Origin of the sequence: Zhongshania borealis (genome assembly GCF_039539625.1) — a bacterium.
GTDB classification, from domain to species: domain Bacteria; phylum Pseudomonadota; class Gammaproteobacteria; order Pseudomonadales; family Spongiibacteraceae; genus Spongiibacter; species Spongiibacter borealis.
Map to the genome: position 1 here is coordinate 116,698 of NZ_BAABDM010000004.1, position 16,938 is coordinate 133,635.

The 16,938-nt window shown below is 47.4% G+C and carries 15 protein-coding genes; 10 read left to right on the forward strand and 5 right to left on the reverse strand.

Features of this window, described 5'->3' with window-relative positions:
* Nucleotides 1-140: 140 nt before the first annotated feature.
* Nucleotides 141-4,298, forward strand: coding sequence for a response regulator (locus tag ABD836_RS11895; protein ID WP_344936151.1), 4,158 nt, complete (start codon nucleotides 141-143; stop codon nucleotides 4,296-4,298).
* A 57-nt stretch (nucleotides 4,299-4,355) separates the two neighbouring features.
* Nucleotides 4,356-5,312 carry a diguanylate cyclase gene (locus ABD836_RS11900; RefSeq protein ID WP_344936154.1) on the forward strand — a complete coding sequence of 319 codons (957 nt, stop codon included), beginning with the start codon at nucleotides 4,356-4,358 and terminating at the stop codon, nucleotides 5,310-5,312.
* A gap of 23 nt (nucleotides 5,313-5,335) precedes the next feature.
* Here ABD836_RS11900 and ABD836_RS11905 read toward each other — a convergent pair whose 3' ends face one another.
* The gene (locus ABD836_RS11905) at nucleotides 5,336-6,421 is read right to left on the reverse strand and encodes an EAL domain-containing protein (RefSeq protein WP_344936158.1); all 1,086 of its coding nucleotides are present in this window, start codon (nucleotides 6,419-6,421) and stop codon (nucleotides 5,336-5,338) included.
* A 118-nt stretch (nucleotides 6,422-6,539) separates the two neighbouring features.
* The gene (locus tag ABD836_RS11910) at nucleotides 6,540-7,223 is read right to left on the reverse strand and encodes an RluA family pseudouridine synthase (protein WP_344936160.1); all 684 of its coding nucleotides are present in this window, start codon (nucleotides 7,221-7,223) and stop codon (nucleotides 6,540-6,542) included.
* A gap of 294 nt (nucleotides 7,224-7,517) precedes the next feature.
* Here ABD836_RS11910 and ABD836_RS11915 point away from each other — a divergent pair, with 294 nt between their 5' ends.
* Nucleotides 7,518-8,051 (forward strand): outer membrane beta-barrel protein, encoded by a 534-nt coding sequence (locus ABD836_RS11915; RefSeq protein ID WP_344936162.1) that lies wholly within the window; start codon nucleotides 7,518-7,520, stop codon nucleotides 8,049-8,051.
* A gap of 58 nt (nucleotides 8,052-8,109) precedes the next feature.
* Here ABD836_RS11915 and ABD836_RS11920 read toward each other — a convergent pair whose 3' ends face one another.
* The gene (locus tag ABD836_RS11920; protein WP_344936165.1) at nucleotides 8,110-9,354 is read right to left on the reverse strand and encodes a cytochrome P450; all 1,245 of its coding nucleotides are present in this window, start codon (nucleotides 9,352-9,354) and stop codon (nucleotides 8,110-8,112) included.
* Between the two features lie 323 nt (nucleotides 9,355-9,677).
* On the opposite strand from ABD836_RS11920, the gene ABD836_RS11925 reads away from it, so the two are divergent.
* The 7 genes from ABD836_RS11925 (at nucleotide 9,678) to ABD836_RS11955 (ending at nucleotide 15,265) form a co-directional block, all read left to right on the forward strand.
* Nucleotides 9,678-11,204 (forward strand): PAS domain-containing sensor histidine kinase, encoded by a 1,527-nt coding sequence (locus ABD836_RS11925; protein ID WP_344936167.1) that lies wholly within the window; start codon nucleotides 9,678-9,680, stop codon nucleotides 11,202-11,204.
* Entirely contained in the window at nucleotides 11,201-11,596 is a 396-nt protein-coding gene (locus tag ABD836_RS11930; RefSeq protein WP_344936169.1) for a response regulator, read from the forward strand. Before ABD836_RS11925 ends, ABD836_RS11930 begins: the two co-directional genes overlap by 4 nt.
* On the forward strand, nucleotides 11,589-11,969 hold the full coding sequence (locus tag ABD836_RS11935) for a hypothetical protein (protein ID WP_344936171.1): 381 nt from the start codon (nucleotides 11,589-11,591) through the stop codon (nucleotides 11,967-11,969). Before ABD836_RS11930 ends, ABD836_RS11935 begins: the two co-directional genes overlap by 8 nt.
* Before the next feature lie 113 nt (nucleotides 11,970-12,082).
* A complete protein-coding gene (locus ABD836_RS11940) occupies nucleotides 12,083-12,424 on the forward strand; it encodes a BON domain-containing protein (RefSeq protein WP_344936173.1) in 342 nt (113 codons plus the stop codon).
* 147 nt (nucleotides 12,425-12,571) lie between these two features.
* A complete protein-coding gene (locus ABD836_RS11945) occupies nucleotides 12,572-13,168 on the forward strand; it encodes a TetR/AcrR family transcriptional regulator (protein ID WP_344936175.1) in 597 nt (198 codons plus the stop codon).
* 302 nt (nucleotides 13,169-13,470) lie between these two features.
* A complete protein-coding gene (locus ABD836_RS11950) occupies nucleotides 13,471-14,445 on the forward strand; it encodes a Rieske 2Fe-2S domain-containing protein (protein WP_344936177.1) in 975 nt (324 codons plus the stop codon).
* A gap of 49 nt (nucleotides 14,446-14,494) precedes the next feature.
* On the forward strand, nucleotides 14,495-15,265 hold the full coding sequence (locus ABD836_RS11955; protein ID WP_344936180.1) for an acetoacetate decarboxylase family protein: 771 nt from the start codon (nucleotides 14,495-14,497) through the stop codon (nucleotides 15,263-15,265).
* Nucleotides 15,266-15,343: 78 nt separating this feature from the next.
* On the opposite strand, the gene ABD836_RS11960 is transcribed toward ABD836_RS11955, so the two are convergent.
* Complete coding sequence (locus tag ABD836_RS11960; RefSeq protein ID WP_344936183.1) at nucleotides 15,344-15,664, reverse strand: 2Fe-2S iron-sulfur cluster-binding family protein; 321 nt, start codon at nucleotides 15,662-15,664, stop codon at nucleotides 15,344-15,346.
* An 18-nt stretch (nucleotides 15,665-15,682) separates the two neighbouring features.
* Complete coding sequence (locus ABD836_RS11965; RefSeq protein WP_344936186.1) at nucleotides 15,683-16,909, reverse strand: NAD(P)/FAD-dependent oxidoreductase; 1,227 nt, start codon at nucleotides 16,907-16,909, stop codon at nucleotides 15,683-15,685.
* Nucleotides 16,910-16,938 lie beyond the last annotated feature (29 nt).

Genomic DNA, 16,938 nt, shown 5'->3' on the forward strand with positions numbered 1-16,938 from the left:
ACTGATTTAGCGCTATTTTGTGAAGTATCTGTGCCGCCAAAAATCCTTGCGTACATGGACGGTGGCTCCGGTAGTGAACTGAGCGTGTATATCGTATGTCTATATCCCGCTTTGGTCCTATATATTTAAGAGGCAGTTGAGTGTTTGACGCGTTGAAGTTGATTGTTACAACATTCAAGATGAGGTTCCTCTCGCTTGCCCTGCTGTTAGTTGTTGCGCTTACCGTGTTAATGATCCCTGTGGCGGATCAAAATGTGCGCGTGAATGAAGAGCGGCAATTGCAGATGCACTTGCGCGATGTTGTTGATGAGCGTGGCAAAGCCATTGCGGCGAGTATTGATCGCCTTAAACACGACACCATTTTCCTTGCGGGAACACCGCCAGTACAGGGCATTATTCGCGCGACCCAAAATGGCGGGGTAGATCCAAGCGTGCTTAATTCCACAGACGTTTGGAAGTCCCGATTACAAGAAATATTCCTTGCTTACGTAGACACGCAGCCTGCGGTTCAGCAACTTCGCTATATTGGCGTGGCGAATGAGGGGCGTGAGCTGGTACGTGTTGATAGAAAAGGCGAACAGGTCGTTGTAATTGACGAGTCGAGATTGCAGGGAAAGGCCGATCGCGACTATTTTTTAGAGGTGTTAGGGCGGCGGCCTGGTGAAGTCTATGCTTCTAAGATAAATCTAAACCGTGAATTTGGTAAAATTGAAGTACCCCATATACCAACCCTCAGGCTGGCGACGGCGGTTGTTGATTCCGGCGGAGAGATTTTTGGCATACTCGTTATAAATGTTAACTTGCAGAAAATTTTTGCAGATGTCAGTGCTGATTTTTCATCTGGTGAAAAAGTCTATATTGTAAATTCCGAAGGGGACTTTTTGTTACATCCTGAGCCGGGTAAAGCGTTTGGCTTTGAATTCGGTAAGCGTCATAGATGGCAGGATGAATTTGGGGACCTTTTTAATAAAAATAGCACTGAGGTAAGTCGCGTTGTAGACGACTCTTTAATGTACGTCGCAGCGCAGCAGAATTTTTATGACCGTGACCGCTTTATCGGCCTAGCAGTTACTTCGGAAGAAAAAATTGTCGACGACGTTGTTCGCGCATCGCGTGTCTATAATTTCGTCATATTGCTCGCATTAATTTTAGTTGCTCTCGTATTTTTGTACCTCGTTGCCTTGAATATACGGCGCCGTGAAGAAGCTGAACGGCAGAACTCATCAATGGCCGCTATTGTTGCTGGTTCGAACGACGCCATCATTAGTGAAACCCGCAACGGCGTTATTTATAGTTGGAACGAAGCTGCAGAAGCAATGTTTGGCTATCGGGCAGAGGACGCTATTGGTAAGACCATGAATAGCTTGCTCGTCCCTGAAAATTCTGAAGATGAGGCGACTACGCTTCGGAATCGCGTGCTTGACGGCGAAACTATTCCAAACTTCGAAACTTATCGTCAGGGTCAGAATGGCCAAGTCATCACCGTCTCCCTGACAGTGTCCCCAGTGCGGGGAACAAATGGCAAAATTTTCGCGGCTGCGAATATTATTCGTGATATTAGCGAAATGAAAGTAGCCCAAGCTCAGTTATTGGATGTGAACCAGCGATTAGAGGAGCAGGTTGCTGAGCGAACCCGGGCGCTGGAAGCTGCAGGGGTCTTACAAGACGCGATTTTAGAGAATGCTGGCTATGCGATCTTCGCGAATAGGCCTGATGGAATAATTACGCTTTTTAATCCTGCGGCAGAGGCGATGCTTGGCTACAGTGCTGAGGAGATGGTCAATAAAAAAACCATGCAAGACATGTTTGTGAAGGAGGAGATAGAAGCCGAGTTAGCATTACTTGCGCGTCAGGAAAAGAATCGCAATAGTGAGGGTAAAGTACTTACCTTAGATGTAAATTACGAGAAAGAGTGGACGTTTGTCCGTAAGGATGGCTCGCATTTACCTGTATTGCTTAAGAGTAATACATTGTATGACAAGGAAAATAAAGTAAGCGGCTATATTGGTATTGCTCGGGACCTAACTCTGCAGAAAAAACAGCAAGCAGAATTAGAACAAGCAAAAGCGGCTGCTGAAGAGGCGAGTAAGACCAAAGGCGAATTCTTGGCTAATATGAGTCATGAAATTCGTACCCCAATGAATGCTGTATTGGGTATGTTGAATCTATTGAAATACACCGACATGACCAGTCGGCAAACCGACTATGTGACTAAGGCTAGTGGTGCTGCTGAGGCATTGCTGGGAATTATTAATGATATTCTCGATTTTTCAAAAATCGAAGCTGGAAAACTGCTTCTCGAAAACAGGCCTTTTTCAATAGACGAAATTTTGAAAGATATTGCTGTTATCTTGAGTATGAATATCAGCGATAAAAATGTTGAAGTACTTTTTAATATTGATCCGGCTGTACCGAAAACGGTACTCGGTGATTCTCTGAGAATAAAACAAATCCTGATTAACTTGGCCGGAAATGCCGTTAAGTTTACGTCGGTAGGTGAAGTGATGTTATCGGTTTTTGTGCAGCATAAGCGCAAGAATCGTATGGTATTGGGCTTTAAAGTTAGCGATACCGGTATTGGGATGTCGGCGGAACAACAAAAACGCGTGTTTGAATCCTTTACCCAGGCTGAAGCGGCAACAACACGGCGTTTTGGTGGTACAGGCCTCGGATTGGTTATTTGCCAACGGCTCATTCGTATGATGGGTGGCGAGCTAGAGGTCGAGAGTGAAGAGGGCAAGGGTAGTGCCTTTTCATTTTCACTGATTGCAGACGCGGTTGAAGGCGAGGGCCAGTTAGAGCGCAAGCAGCGTCAACTTCCGGCGGAGTACGAGAATCTTCGATTATTAGTCATGGACGATAACGCTAATGCTCGCCAAATAATTTCTGGAATCTGTCAGAATCTAGGCTGGGAAGTAGAAGAGGCGGAGAGCGGTGATATTGGCTTGGAGCTGATTAAGCAAAGCCTTGTTGACGATAAACCCTATGATATTGCGTTCATCGATTGGATGATGCCTGGTATGGACGGCTGGCAGACTGCAAATGCGATCCAAGAATTATGTGCGAATACACGCGCGCCACGCTTGGTTATGGTCACAGCACACGCGAAAGAGGTCTTTGAGCAGCGGGGGAGTGCAGTTAGTAATGCGCTGGACGGTTTTTTGATGAAACCGGTCACCGCCTCAGATATTTACAATACCATCATCGAAGCCTTAGCTGAAAAATCACCGGGAGTACAAACGGGCGTCCAACAGTCCCAATCGAGTAATGATGGACTTGTAGGGATGCGCATATTATTAGTGGAAGATAATATTACCAATCAGCAGGTAGCGCGGGAATTGCTCGCAATAGAGGGGGCCGAAATTTCGGTCGCTGATAATGGCCAAATTGCCTTGGATATTATTTGCGAAGAGAGTGTGCCATTTGATGCCGTGTTAATGGATCTTCAAATGCCGGTGATGGACGGTTATACCGCGACGCGAGAAATTCGCGAAACCTTGAAATTAAGCTATTTACCGATTGTAGCTATGACTGCAAATGCGATGCCTGCAGATCGCGCTGCCTGCTTGGCGGCGGGTATGAACGATCATATTGGTAAGCCTTTTGATTTGGCTGAGTTAGTGGCGGTCTTGCAGAAAGTCAGTGGCCGCGAGCCTTCCAGTGGTAAGGGGGAGGTCAAGTCTGTAAGCGAGGATGACCTCTCTTTGCCTGTAGCGCCTGTCGGATTTGCTTTTAAAGAAGCCTTGTTGCGCTTGGGGAATAATCGCGGACTTTATGCGAGCCAGGCGCGCATGTTTGCAACGCGGCATTGTGATGATCTTCAGAAAGTACTGAGTTTACTTAAGAAGGGCGAAAGGCCGGGCGCTGTTCGTGAGTTACATACCTTGCGCGGAGTCGCTGGTACATTGGGCGCGCAGGCATTAGCCAGTAGCCTTTCTGAACTCGAAATATCGGCAAAAGGCTTGGTCGAGATTCCCGTTATTGAGGCAATGCTAAACGCCGCAGAGGTTCAGCTCAATGAAGCATGTAAAGTGATGCTAGACCTTGCCGAGTCGCTGACGCCTGCGGTGAGTGATGTTGCTGCTTCTCCCCCTTTAATTGATGACGGGGTGAATCAAAAGCTTGATGAGCTAGAATCTTTACTGCAAGACAGCAATATGCAGGCCTTGGAATGTTTTGAGGATTTACGTGCTATATTTGCCGTCGACAGCGATGCCGCAGCTAAAGTGCGGGATGCAATGGCAGGGCTTGATTTTGCTGAGGCGCTGGCTGCATTAAAAGAGATGAGGAATAACTAGGTTGCTTAGTCACGAGTTATTTAAACGCTATGCTTTACCGAATGTCAGGTTATGGATATGAGTGAAATTAGTACATATAAGTCAGAGTGGAATCCGGAATTAGTTCTTACCGCTCGGCCTCGACTGCTGGTTGTTGACGATCAAGCTGTGAATATCCAGGCTTTATATCAAGTTTTTGCTAAAGATAGTGAAGTATTTATGGCAACGAGTGGTAAGCAAGCCATTGAGGTATGCCGGCAAAAAATGCCCGACTTAATACTGCTCGATGTCTTAATGCCTGATATGGACGGTATTGAAGTTTGCCAAATCCTTAAGGACGATGCCGAAACTCAAAATATTCCCATCATATTTGTGACTTCTCAAGATAGCCCCGAGGAAGAGACTCGAGGCTTGGAAGTGGGTGCGGTTGATTTTATTACCAAGCCGGTGAATCCTGCTGTGGTGCGTGCTCGGGTGAAAACGCATTTGACCCTGAAAATGCAATCTGATGCGCTACGTGCTTTGGCTTCAATTGATGGCCTAACTCACCTGCCTAATCGGCGTCTGTTTGATGAGCGCCTAGAAGCTGAATGGCGTGCGTGCCGCAGGGCAGGTGTGTCGATAGCTTTAATTATGATAGATGTTGATCATTTCAAAAAATACAATGATCACTATGGTCATTTGGAAGGTGACAATTGCTTGAAGCAAGTGGCCAATTCCCTTATGGAAAATAATTGGCGTGGCCGGGATTTGGCGGCGCGGTACGGTGGTGAAGAATTTGTATGTTTAATGCCGGAAACTGACTTGGCCGGCGCCATGAGCAAGGCTGAATCACTACGCGCTAAGGTCGAGGCTTTGGCGATACCTCATGAGTTATCGGCTAATGCTGATTTCGTTACGATAAGTGTTGGCGTTGCGACCACAGTCCCTAATGACGAGAAAATGGCAGAAGTTTTGTTGGGCATAGCCGATGAACAGCTCTATAAGGCAAAACAGGCGGGGCGAAATGGTATTGCGGGTGTCGAGCTACCGTAGCCCGATTATACCTTGAATGAATTTTAGCAAGGTATCTCTACGGGCCGTCTGTAGTAAAAACCTTGGAAGTAATTGATACCAATACTTTGGCAGGCGTCTGCGACGGCTTGATCCTCCACGCCCTCTGCCAACGTTTCCACTCCCATGTTTTGTACCATTGCGTTCAACGAAGACAATAATTTGTAATGCGTCGAGCTGGGGTCACCGACACCTCGTACTAAGCTAATATCGAATTTGAGTATGTCAGGGGGCGCCTCAGCGAGTTCTAGTAGCCGCGCTTGGCCGGCCCCAAAATCATCATAGGCTAGACCAATATCTAGATCTCTAAGGCCTGCGCGTATGCGTTGCATTACGTTTAAATCAGTGATGGCGCTTTCGTGTACTTCAAACACCAATTGTAAAGCTGAGTATTGCTTACGTAGTTGGTAGATTCCACTGAGTAATTTGTCAGGTTCACGGCACTCTAGTGGGTGGCAATTAAAGAACAGTGATTTATCGCTATGTGTTTTTTGGGCGAGTGCGAAGCTACGTTGGCGAAAGAGCTCGCTGAGTTCAATTTCCTTGCCCATTTGCGCTGCAATCAAAAACAATTCATAAGGGTTTTCATTCAGTGCAGGGTGGCGGCCGCGACCTAGTAGTTCATAGCCGTAAACGCTGCCGCTGCAATCCATTATGGCTTGTTTGTAGCTAGTCACCATGCCGTTCGTAAGTAATTCTGTGAATTCTCTGGCGCGGATCGGGAAGTTACTAGGTAGAGTACGATAGTTAATACGAGTGTGGTCGTCGCTATCATTTTTAGTTGTTAAATATTTCTGCTTTAGACAGTATTCAACACCGGCAAAGTGAACGACATCGCCAGGGCTTAAGGCCGTTGTTGTGGTAATACGCTGGCGATTGACAAAACTGCCGTTGGTGCTGCCGAGATCAGTTATTGCCGGTGCGTTGTGTATCCATTCTAGACGAGCGTGGCGGCGAGAGAGTGCGGCATTGTGAATGATGACATCGCTGTCGGCGCTGCGACCAACAGTGACGGCTTGCGTGGTCAGTGCAATCTGTTGTGGGAAATCCATACTTCTACTAAAGCTTTCTAAATAATAACTGCTTTCCATAGTCAGCATATTTCCATGTTTACATCTAAAGGCCTTTTGCAGCGATTTTAAAAGGCAGTCTTAATTAAATATAACTGATGTGGCGACCCAGGTCATTCTCGAAAATTTAGCTGCGGGACTAGAGCGGGCCTGGGCAATTTACAGTTAGGCGCTCGTTGCTGATGGGGTGATGGAAACTTAGGCTGTTGGCATGGAGGAGTAGGCGTGGCGCCATTGCTAGGGTCTGTGCTGTTCCATAAAGGTCACAGCCAAGTATCGGGTGACCAAACTCCCTGCTGTGAATACGCAGTTGGTGAGTGCGTCCAGTAAGCGGCGTGAAAATGACACGGCTTCGAGGCGGGTTTGTGAGGCGTTCCAATACTCGGTAGTGGCTTTGTGCTGGCTTGCCGCGAGTATGGCAAACCTTTTGAAAAGGGAAATTACTTAGGTCTTTGGTAATGGGAATGTCTATCAAGCCTTCGTCCTGCTGGACATGGCCGGCCAAAATACTGATATAAGTTTTCTCAACGGTGCGACGTTGAAATTGTTGGTTTAGAGATGCGTTCACGGCTTTGCTTAATGCAATAATCATTAGCCCAGACGTGCCTAGATCGAGTCGGTGGGCCAGTCTTGCTTCGGGGAACTGCTGAACTAAGCGGTGGTGTACAGAGTCTATGTTCAGCGGGTTTTTACCTGAGAGGCTAAGCAGACCACTGGGCTTGTTGATAAGGAGTATGTGTTGATCTTGGGCCAAGATGCTGATTTGTTCGGCACAGTGCGGCGCAACAAAGTTGTCGGCTGGTGTGGCTAGGGATTTAGACATAAGCGAATTACAAACGGCAGGCGATTTGGTTATTGCGGGTGAATTTAGTGCTTAGTATACGCGACCGGTTCCTGGATTACTTGGCGGAACGCGACAAGCCGTAGCGAGGGGAATGATGGGCGCCCGTAGGGATTTTAGTTGGAATACCTAGCAGAGTAAGCGGCGCTCTTGCTATGATCGGCGCAGTACAAGGTACTTAGTTCTCATTGGCTATATATTGGTATTACTATGAGTTTAAGTCTTTGAACTACCTGTATTTTCTGGTTTTAATAATACTAAGGCGGGGAGAACGTAATGAATAAGAACTTGGGTTTGGCGTCAGTGCTTATGGCAGCGGTACTACCTGTGTCGGCATTGGCCGAAACAGCGACTATCTATATCACCGGTCAGTTTGGTAAAACCAGTTACGATATAGATAGCGGTGTTAACGTCGATGACGAGGATAATGGCTATACCATGGGGGTTGGTGCGCGCATGGGGCCGAATGTTGCAATAGAAGGCGGCTTTGTTGATCTCGGCGAGGTGTCCGATAGTACTGCGTCGATAGAAACATCGGGTGCATTTGCCGGTTTGGGGCTGTTTGTGCCACTTCAGCCAGGCTTTGAATTGACAGGCCGTGTCGGACTTATCGCTTGGGATGCCGATATGAAAGCAAGTGTCGGACCAGCGTCTTCAAGTGAAGACGGTACGGATATTTATTACGGTATTGGCGCTGCTTTTCAGGTGAGTCGTGAGCTTCATCTAACGGTTGGCTTTGACCGTTATGATATCGATGACACCGACGTTGATATGTTGTCGCTGGGCGCTAAGTTCTATTTCGCGCTGTAATGCTAATTTAGTGCGTGAAACATAAAAGCAGGCGCCAAGGCGCCTGCTTTTATGTGTTTTATCCGCAATTGGTATTCAGTGTTAGTTTTTTGAATACCACGGAATTATGATCTTCCAAACTCTTCTCCGGTTCCTCAGCAAGGCTGAGATTAGGGAAGCGTTTGAATAATTCACTTAAGGTCAAATACAGCTGGCGTTTAGCCAGTGCGGCACCAATGCAGAATCGAGGGCCGTAGCCAAACAGTACGTCCGGCTCGAAGACGCGGCGTACATCGAGTTTCGCCGGGTTGTCATAGTATTTGGGGTCGTGGTCTTTGAGGTGGGGCATCATTAACACCATTTGCCCTTTGCGAAGTTCTTGGCCAAGCAGGGACATATCTTCTGGTACATAGCGGGCAAAGCCCATTTTGGAGTTGCCAGACCAGCGCATAATTTCACTAAACGCATTAGAAAATGCATCGGCAGACTCTAGAGCGTGCTTAATTTGGTCTGGGTTTTTTAGCAAGGCATAGACAGACCATTGCTGGGCCACCAGTGTGGTATCTGCTCCGGCGCCGATTAACGCCAAGATTAAGGTAATAATATCCCATTCATTAAACTTCTCGTTTTCGGCTTCTATTTTCAGCAAGGCGCTGAGGAAGTCGCCTTCAACAGGGTGGTTGCGGCGCTCTGCAATAACCTCCTGGAGGATATCAATCGCCTTATTACTGTCGTCTTGGGCGCGAAGGCGACGTTCTTCTGAAATTGTTGGGTTCCATGTTTCAGTGAAAGTCATGGTAACGCGCTTCATTGCGGACCAGTATTTTTCAGGCACGCCGATCATTGCCGTTATAGAAATAAAGGGGATATGCCGAGCCACTTCCTCTATATAGTCAAAACTCTCCGGCTCACCAATTTCATCGAACAGCTTTTTAACATGGGGCTCTAAGCGGCGTTGAATATTCTCAACGACATTGCGGGAAAACGCCGGGGCGGTAATGCGTCGCACAAGGCGGTGATGGATCGGATCGGCCAATAGGCTGTGGCCAACGAGGGCTTTCTCGAAGTTGTTCCAGTTCTCTTCGGTGGGGCGCGGGGGCGCGAATTCCCAATCATAAAAGTCTGAGGAGAGGTATTCTCGTTTCCAGCAATCCATAATGTCTGGCATTTGCGTCATAATCCACGCCTGCCACGGTGCGTACCATACCAGCGGGCCGCGCTCTGCTATCGCGAGGCATTGGGGGCCGGGGTTCTCGCTGTATGCCTTTGATGTTGGGTCGAAGAGCTCTTCGATTGGCGCTAACTCTGGCAACGATTGGGACATGCTGACTATCCTCGTATTATATTTTGGTTTCTCAGACGTGTTTCAAGCCAAAGCGTCGTTAAAGATACTTAGGCTGATGATCGAAAAAATATACTATAGTGTAATTATGCACACAAGTTAATTTGTTGCCATAATTTTTCTTGGTAGTGTGCACAACGTTAGGATTTTTGTTTTAACCCTTTTATATCAGTAGTTTATGGTCTTTGCGCACAGCGTAATTGTGCGCACTTTCTCCGGTAAGTATATTTCCCAGTTACTGGGGTGGTTTTCAGCGCTACACTCATTATTCGGTCAGAAGTCTGTGCGGGAACTCAGGGGAAAGAATGAACGACCAAGAAGCCGTCAATGATTTATTGTCGCGGACGAAAGCGATAGTAGAAACGATTGTCGATGGGGTGATAACCATAAGTGATCGCGGCTTGATTGAGACCGTTAATCCCGCAGTAGAAAAAATATTTGGTTACCGTTTAGACGAACTCAGCGGCAATAATGTCTCCATGCTGATGCCAAACCCCTATCAGCGAGAGCACGATAGCTACCTTGGCAACTACCTTGGTACTGGTGAAAAGAAAATTATAGGCATTGGTCGCGAAGTTACCGGCCGCCGAAAAGATGGCAGTACTTTTCCCCTTGAACTGGCGATCAGCGAAATGGAGGTCAATGGTCAACGGATGTTTACCGGTATTGTCCGGGATATCTCCCAGCGCAAGGCTACGGAAGAAAAATTGCGCGAATTTTTAGCGCGCACCAAGGCAATACTCGACACTATTGTTGACGGCGTGATTACGATTAGTGATCGCGGTTGTATTGAAACGGTTAATCCTGCCGCCGAAAATATTTTTGGTTATCGATTGGATGAGATAAGCGGTAAAAATGTTTCGATGCTAATGCCTGAACCGTATCGCGCGGAGCACGACCAGTACTTGGCTAACTATTTGCACACCGGTGAGAAGAAGATCATTGGTATTGGTCGTGAGGTTACTGGTAAGCGCAAGGACGGCACTACTTTTCCATTGGAATTGGCTATTAGCGAAATGGAGGTAAGCGGCCAGCGCATGTTTACAGGCATTGTTCGCGATATCTCTGAGCGCAAGGAAACCGAGGAAAAGCTAAGGGAGGCGATGCAGAGGGTGCATGAGCAGCGTATTAAAGATGAGTTTATTGCGACTGTGAGTCATGAGTTGCGAACACCGCTAACGTCGATTAAAGCGTCCTTAGAATTGATTATTGGTAAAGCAGTCGTTGAAGGCTCTGATCAAGAAAAACTGCTGATAAATATCGCCCATAAAAACAGTGACCGCTTATTGCTGTTGATAAATGACATTTTAGATATTTCGAAAATAGAATCAGAAAAAGTGAAGTTAAATTTTAAACGGATATTGCTTAGTAAATTTTTAGATACGGCAATATCGGATAATCAAGCCTATGCTGAAAAACACCATGTGAAGTTTGTTTTGTTAAGTTGCCCTAAAAATTTATATATTAACGTCGATCCTGATCGGCTGATGCAGGTAATGAGTAATTTGATGTCGAATGCCGCAAAATTCTCAAATGAGAATTCAGAAATCGAAATTCAAGCAAGTAAATCGCGTGGTAATGTTCGAATTACTGTGCGCGATCGGGGGCCAGGAATTCCGCTCGATTTCCAAAGTCGGGTGTTTGAAAAATTCACTCAGGCAGATACCTCTGATAAACGTCAGATGAGTGGCACTGGCTTGGGTTTGCATATTTCTAAGGCGATTGTTGAGCGCCACCATGGCGAACTTTCATTTGAGTCGGTCATTGGCCAGGGTACTGAGTTTCATATAGATTTAAAGCAACAATTTCAGCGCGAAGGGACGCAGCTATGACAGCATTGATTGAGCTTGAGCGCGTTTTGTATATTGAAGATGAGCCGGATATTCGCTTAGTTGCTGAAATAGCTCTGCGTCAGGTCGGCGGTTTGAATGTTGTTACTTGTGCAGGCGGCGAAGAGGGCTTGGGTTTGATCTGTGATTTTATGCCGCAATTGGTGATTTTAGATGTAATGATGCCGGGCATGGATGGGCCGCAAATACTGTTAAAGCTTAGGGATATGCCAGAATTTAGGGAAACGCCGGTGGTATTCATTACGGCAAAGGTTCAGCCCGATGAGGTCGAGCAGTTTAAGCGTCTTGGCGCCGCAGATGTTATTAGTAAGCCGTTTAATCCGATGACCCTTGCGAATGATGTGCGGGCAATATGGGCTAAAAGCCATGACTAGTCATGAAGATGATACAAATAAGAGCGTGGACGCACAGCTCGCTGAGTTGCAAGGCGAATATATAGCTAATTTATATGAGCGTGTAGCGCCAGTGCTTGTCTCATGGCAGGCGTATATCGATGGTAGGTATGCGCCTGACCTATTGAAGGAAGTGTACCGAGGTGTACATGCTATTGCTGGAACAGCTAGTATTCTTAATGTTAGGCCTGTCGATACTTTGAGCCAAACGGCTCAAGCTCAAATTCAAGGAATGCTGGAAGCGTCAGAAGTCGATGCCTCCGTAGTTACACAGATTGATGAGACCTTAAACGAAATGCTACTCGTGGCGAAGTCGGGTGATGTCGAGGCCGCTCCCATTAATTTAAATGGCTAGTCTATTTGCGTAGCGCGAGCACTTAAAATCTGATTTACTTTTCTCTACGTATAAATACTTAGCTGGGCACAGTCGCTAGCTGTTATTTTATACTGCAATTACGGGGAAGAATAATGAAATTATTTAAAATCAATAGCTTAGTAATGTTTGTCATCGCAATAATGCTTAGCTGCACGTCAGTTTTCGCCGCAGACCAATACTCGAATAAAAATTTGTATATTGAGCTAAGTGAGCCGCGCGATGCCACAGAGGCAGATCGTCAACTCAGTGAAGCGCTGCGTACAACGTTGCTTGCTGATTCTAAACTCGTCGGCGTATTAAACATCCGACACTATCAGGGTAAAGTGGCGATTTCGGGATCGGTAACGTCGGTGGGAATGATCTATCGGGTTGTCGAGCTAACGAAGGATTTGCCTGGTGTGCATAGCGTCAATGTCACAAATTTAGATACCTAGATAATTAATTTTCGGCCGCTGATGTGAATGCGTCGGCGGCTTGATTCATCACTGTAGCAATTCGCATAATAAGGGCTGTCTTGGCCTAAGTGACATGCTTACGTTACTATCCCTGCTTTGATTGATCATTGAGGTGGGCAATTGCCAGTGACGCAGCTTGGGCGCAGAGAGCGCAAGAAGAAAGCCGTTCGTGAAAATATTACCGAGCAAACCCTGCTGCTTATCGCCCGTTACGGCGTTGAGGGTATTACGATTGACGCGATTTGTGACTGTGTTGATATCGCGAAGAAGACCTTTTACAACTACTACAGCTCGAAACATGAGCTAATGGTGGATATCTGCCAATCGGAATTATTACAGCGTACTGCGGATTTAGTGGCCGAGGCCATCGCCGGCGATGATGATCTCGCCGCGCAATTGGATTATATATTAGGGTTTTTGGCAGCTCGTAATAGTACCGTTAGTAAATTGGAGCGTGAACTGATCAGCTATCTGGTCGGCTCCCTGTCGACAAATCTTAGTCAGGGCGCAGGCCAAATCGCATTTATGAACAACTGTTTTTACAGCTTATACAGTAATAGCCAATCGCAGCTAAAAGCCGGCCTGAGCCCTGAGTTTTGCGCGGAAATGACTGTCGGTATGGCCAATGCTATTACCTTAAACTGGCTGCACAGCGACGATTATAATACTGAGGAGCGCTTTGCGCAGTTGCGCAGCTTTATTGTGAATAGCATGCTTGCTTAAGGTTTAGACGCGTCGAAGCAGAGTGAGAGGTACATTCACACTGCTTTGTTTTAACCTTGGATGTCGCTATTTAGTGGTGTGATTTACTGCTAGTTCTGCTACTGAGCCGTTTAAAGATACGTATTTTTTGCTGTGTTTGTTGCTCAGTCGCCTCTTTCCTTTTCTTCCGCATTAATGATCCTTAATTCAAATTCTGCAAACCCTGCTTGACCCGAAAAGAGAAACCGTATACTTTTTTTATACTATGGTTACCTTTTTGGCGCGCCGGTGTTCCGGAGTCTTTGTAAAGCTGGAGAATTAGTATGAGTAAGCGTTATGACAAGCCTATCCCATTAGGCTGGTTTGCCGTTGGGTATTCCGCGGAGCTCGCGGTTGGTGATGTAAAGCCACTGCGTTATTTTGGTCGAGATTTGGTGCTGTTTCGCACGGAATCTGGTGAAGCGACGCTGTTAAATGCCCACTGTCCGCACCTTGGTGCCCACTTGGGGCATGGCGGTATCGTTAAAGGCGAGAGTATCAGCTGCCCATTTCACGCCTGGGAATTTAACGGTGAAGGCTATTGCACCAAAGTGCCTTATGCTAAGAATATGCCACCTAAGGTGGACGGCAAGCAGGCCATTGGCCGCTATCCGGTAGCGGAACGCAATCAAATGATTTGGGCTTGGTACCACCCCGAAGGTGCGGAGCCAAGCTTTGATGTACACACCATCGAAGAGCTGCATTCTCCAGACTGGCGGGAAGTTGATACCTTTGAGTGGGAAATTAATTCCATTATTCAGGAAACTGGCGAAAATGCGGCAGATATCGCGCATTTTGTTACTGTGCACAGCTCCCCCGAGATGCCTCAGGGTGTAGTGACAATGGACGGCCACACGCGTTGTACGCTAATGGACAGCAAGCAGGAAGCCATGGACGAGTTTGGCAATATTGACCGCAGTGGTGAAAGCTTTGATGAGGGGCGCTTGGAGGCATGGTCCTATGGTCCCGGTTTAACTTACCAGAAGTTTTCGCGGCTGTTTGATATTGTCATGATGGGTACAATCACGCCTATTGACGACCAAAATATCCACATGCGTTTTTGTTTTACGCTACCTAAAAAACAAAGCGAAGAGCACACCCTTTACGCTAACGCCTTCCGAGACGAAATTGTGCACCAGGTTAATCAAGATATTCCCATTTGGGAAAACAAGGTCTACCTCGAAGCGCCCACCCTGTGTGATGGCGATGGCCCAATTGCGAAGTACCGCAAGTGGTTCAAGCAATTTTACGTTGCTTAACAACGCTTTGGTTCAAATACCGAAACATCAATAATAATGAGGAAATAGTATGACAACGCCTGTATCACCCATGACGGTCCCCGGTGAAATAATCAACTGGCCAATGCTGAAAATTAGCTACTTAACTGACCCTGCGAGTATTGCCGCGCTATTACCACCGGGCATTGAGCCGGGAAAAACACCAAAGGTAACCATTACCATCTATAACTTTCCGGTTTTGAATGAGCCGGAATATGGTTGCGTGGTGAATGTCGACGCGATATACAACGGCATTGAAGGTGAGTACACCCTTGGCATCGCTATTGATCAGGAGGCCGCAATTTACGGCAGCCACGAGCGTTGGGGGCAGCCTAAATACTTCGGCGAGACCAAGTATTTCCGTTTAATGGACACGATCACTGCCAGCGTTACGCACCGTGGTTACACCTTCTTGGAATTCCATGGCAAAGTGAGTGGTGTAGGTGAAATTCCCCCTGAGTTCGAAACCAATGAGTGGTGGATCAAGTCCTTACGCGGCGTTGATATGATGTCGGCCGATTATGATTTTCCGCCGCATGTGGTCCGCGTTTATAGCAAGTATGGCACCGCCTTTATTGAGAAACTTGAGGGTGAGCTGCGCTTAAATGACAGCCCTTGGGATCCTGTTGCGAGCCGTTTGCCACCGCGCAGTGAGCCGCAAGCGCATTTGTGGACGCCCGTGTTTTTGGATCGCCGGATCACCCTAGAAGGTCCCTTAGATATAGAGGGGTTCCATCCCTTTGCGGATACGATTGGCGGGTCGCGTTGGCCGGGTGAAAATGGCGGGCCTAAAAAGAGTTAGTGTCTTTGAGGGGCAGAACTCTGTTTGAATTTCGCCAAGAGGCGCAATGTTCTAACAGAGTTCTGTATTACTGCAGTTTTAGTACTGTGACTCTGGCATGGCAACGACAATGCCGTCCATTTCTTCGGTCAGGAATACTTGGCAGCTAAGACGGCTCGTTTCTTGGGGCTCGAGAACGCAATCCAGCATTTCGGTTTCTGTGCTGTCTGGTTCGTCAACTTTGGCAACCCAGGCAGGATCAATATAGCAGTGGCAGGTTGCACAGCTACAGCAGCCGCCGCACTCGCCAAGAATACCGTCTATGCCATTGTCGACAGCAGCTTGCATGATGCTGGTGCCAACTTCAGCGTGAACTTCTTGGATCTCACCGCCGTGGGATTTGAAAAAAATTAAAGGCATGGTTTTCTCTCTTACTTCCTATTGATTGGTGAAGGCGTCTTTGATGTCGGTGGTATCGTCGGCAAGTTTCTTTGGGTCGACGATTTGACCGGTGGTCAAGGCGCGTTTGCTGGTCATAAATTCCTTGGGACGATTCACTGCATCGACGGCAATGAAGCGGCCTTCACAGAAATAGAACGCGGCAAAGCTACGGCTGTTTTCGCTGTCGCCACGAATAATGACTTCGTCAAAGCCTTGGGATAAACCGGCAATTTGGAGTTTTAGGTCATACTGATCAGACCAAAACCACGGCAGGGCGTTGTAGGCTTCGAGTTTTCCGCAGACAGTTTTAGCGGCAATCTTGGCTTGATCGGTGGCATTCTGTACTGATTCCAAACGCAGTTTACGCTGATAAATGGGGTTGAAGTGGTTGGTGCAGTCGCCAGCGGCAACAATATTGTGATCATTGGTGCGGGCGAACTCGTCGACGGCAATGCCATTGTCGATGGTCAGGCCAGCGGCTTCAGCAATTTCAATATTGGGTATAACACCAACGCCAATAATAACGAGGTCGGCGGGGATGGTTGTGCCGTCGCTCAGGCGAACGCCTTCAACGTGCTGCTCGCCGGTAATAGCGTCAACACCGGCTTCGGTACGAATATCGACACCTTCTTCGGTGTGCACGCGGGTATAGAACGCAGAGACTTCTGGTGCAGTGACGCGCTGTAGCACGCGGCTCATGGCCTCAATAACCGTGACCGACATGCCGATTTTGCGCAGTGACGCGGCTGTTTCTAAGCCGATATAACCGCCGCCGATAATGACTGCAGATTTACCCGTGCCAGTAAACTTATGGGTTTGCTTAACATCGTTAAGGTCGCGCATATAAAAAACGCCGGCGAGCTCGCTGCCGGTGAAGGGAATTTTGCGCACCCGTGCGCCGGTGGTGATCGCCAATTTGGTGTAAGCAATTTCGGCATCATCTTGCAAAATAACTTTCTTGGCATCGCGATCAATACGGCTTACGCGGCAGCCTAGCAGGAGGTCGATATTGTTTTTTTCGTAGAAATTGGCAGCGCGAATTAATAGTTCGTCTTCCGATTTTTCACCGACAAAGAAGGCTTTTGATAATGGTGGGCGGTGATACGGCATATAGGGCTCGTCGCCGACGATTGAAATTTTGCCTTCCCAGCCTTCTTGGCGCAGGCTGGATGCCAGCTGTGCGGCCGCGTGACTAGCGCCAATGATTATACAATGTTCACTCATAAACCCATCCTCGCTTGGTTTTGTTTATT

Excerpts from the sequence above, each read along its gene's own strand:
- ABD836_RS11900 (WP_344936154.1), top strand. The coding sequence starts at position 4,356 with ATGAGTGAAATTAGTACATATAAGTCAGAGTGGAATCCGGAATTAGTT.
- ABD836_RS11905 (WP_344936158.1), bottom strand. The coding sequence starts at position 6,421 with ATGGAAAGCAGTTATTATTTAGAAAGCTTTAGTAGAAGTATGGATTTC.
- ABD836_RS11910 (WP_344936160.1), bottom strand. The coding sequence starts at position 7,223 with ATGTCTAAATCCCTAGCCACACCAGCCGACAACTTTGTTGCGCCGCAC.
- ABD836_RS11915 (WP_344936162.1), top strand. The coding sequence starts at position 7,518 with ATGAATAAGAACTTGGGTTTGGCGTCAGTGCTTATGGCAGCGGTACTA.
- ABD836_RS11920 (WP_344936165.1), bottom strand. The coding sequence starts at position 9,354 with ATGTCCCAATCGTTGCCAGAGTTAGCGCCAATCGAAGAGCTCTTCGAC.
- ABD836_RS11925 (WP_344936167.1), top strand. The coding sequence starts at position 9,678 with ATGAACGACCAAGAAGCCGTCAATGATTTATTGTCGCGGACGAAAGCG.
- ABD836_RS11930 (WP_344936169.1), top strand. The coding sequence starts at position 11,201 with ATGACAGCATTGATTGAGCTTGAGCGCGTTTTGTATATTGAAGATGAG.
- ABD836_RS11935 (WP_344936171.1), top strand. The coding sequence starts at position 11,589 with ATGACTAGTCATGAAGATGATACAAATAAGAGCGTGGACGCACAGCTC.
- ABD836_RS11940 (WP_344936173.1), top strand. The coding sequence starts at position 12,083 with ATGAAATTATTTAAAATCAATAGCTTAGTAATGTTTGTCATCGCAATA.
- ABD836_RS11950 (WP_344936177.1), top strand. The coding sequence starts at position 13,471 with ATGAGTAAGCGTTATGACAAGCCTATCCCATTAGGCTGGTTTGCCGTT.
- ABD836_RS11955 (WP_344936180.1), top strand. The coding sequence starts at position 14,495 with ATGACAACGCCTGTATCACCCATGACGGTCCCCGGTGAAATAATCAAC.
- ABD836_RS11960 (WP_344936183.1), bottom strand. The coding sequence starts at position 15,664 with ATGCCTTTAATTTTTTTCAAATCCCACGGCGGTGAGATCCAAGAAGTT.
- ABD836_RS11965 (WP_344936186.1), bottom strand. The coding sequence starts at position 16,909 with ATGAGTGAACATTGTATAATCATTGGCGCTAGTCACGCGGCCGCACAG.